Below are 1,540 nucleotides of genomic sequence, written 5' to 3'. Positions count from 1 at the left end.
ACGATCAAGGGCGCCAAAAACACTGCAACTAAAGCCACAAAAACAGCCTCCAATATGGGGTGGTGGGGCTTTTTAGGCAGTCTGATAGGTGCCATTATTTCCAGTGTTTTTGGCTATTATGGTTATAGAAGCCGTAAGGACACTTTCATACTTTAAAACGTCTACCTCTAAAGCAAATACATAAAAAGCTGCACGCATAGTGCAGCTTTTTTGTGAAATTTTCTGATTGCCCTTTTGTATCATTGTCTCTCATATCAGAAAATTTCGCCAGCCCATAATCCTTCAATATTCCCCTTTCAAAAAACATAAGGAGCTGCTCATCACTGCCAATAGGCATTGTGCTTGTTTTGAAGAGAGCTCTGAAAACTTCCTTTCTCAACTGATCATCAAGAAAAACTATACAAAGCATGGGATATACCATAAACACGTAGAAGAAAATTGTACCTTATAACCTCTTGGGGAGGAGCATTGTGACAAAGAAAAAATCCATAATTTTCGCCCAAACTGGGCTTTTTTTCGTTTTAGGCTTTAGCAGCTTTGCCGATGAAACAGCACAAGTTACATTTGCTCTACACTTAGCAGAAAGCACAGCTTCTATTTCAATGCTGCTGTTTGCAGGGCTTATCGGGGCAATTTGTGCCGGACCCATTGCACCACGCCTCTTGCATCGCTTCCAACCAGCGCGAACAGTACCCATTGTTTTATTGTTTGAAGCGCTTTTCATAGCCGCAGCTGCAATCGCAAACCAATTTTGGGTTTATATTGCCCTTTCTTTCGCACTAGGTTGTGCTGGTTCACTCTTTTGGTCCGCTATTCTTGTTGCGGTACCTGACTTCGCAAAAAATGATCAGCAATTAGACCGTATCAATCGCGTTATCCAAACAGTTCGTAATCTTGGCTATATTGCCGGACCACTCCTAGGGGGTGTGTTGTATGGTCTATCGAACGAGCAAAAAGGATTGTTTGCACTTTCAATCATGGTTCTTTTTGCTACCTTTATCACTCTCTTCTGTTTTAAAAGTCTCAAACTTCATACACAAACGACAGATACATCGCAGCAAACCAAAAAAGGACTAGATTTAGCGGGTCTCTTGCGCAAAAAAAATGTCGTCTATGCTCTTGCGCCCCTCATCATCACTATTATCCTCACCTCTGCTCTCAACGTCTTATCGATTGTCCGCATTCGTACCGATCTCAACTTAAGCGCTGAAACCTATGGGATAATCACAAGCATGTTAAGTCTTGGCCTCGTGGTTGGTCCACTCTGCTTCTCCAATCTTTTCCACCATTTTGGCAATGCCGCTGGTGCATCACTAGCTGCCGCAACCATTGGCTTTGCAATTTTCTGTTTTTCCTTAACAAACTTCACATGGCTGATGATGCTATCATTTTTCATCCTTGGGAGTGCCAATGGTGTGCAAAATGCCTTAATGGCAAGTTTTATGATGAAAGCCATCCCCAAAGAACAACGAAACAGTCAAATGCCTGCCTATATCTTCATCATACAGACATCCGTATGCCTTGGCTTTCTAGGAGCCGG

Annotated in this window: 1 protein-coding gene and 1 pseudogene; both read left to right on the top strand. The window is 42.6% G+C overall.

The window, feature by feature from the left end:
• A pseudogene (locus tag ACFIKE_RS10375) lies at window positions 1-156 on the top strand (DUF3792 domain-containing protein); the annotation flags it as partial.
• 314 nt (window positions 157-470) lie between these two features.
• Window positions 471-1,540, top strand: a 1,070-nt coding sequence (locus ACFIKE_RS10370; protein WP_375649787.1) for an MFS transporter, incomplete at its 3' end; no start/stop codon positions are given.

Origin of the sequence: Bartonella sp. MU70NMGDW (assembly GCF_042194085.1) — a bacterium.
GTDB classification, from domain to species: domain Bacteria; phylum Pseudomonadota; class Alphaproteobacteria; order Rhizobiales; family Rhizobiaceae; genus Bartonella; species Bartonella grahamii.
Note: the sequence above shows the minus strand (reverse complement) of the source record. Positions and strands in the feature narration are given on the sequence as shown.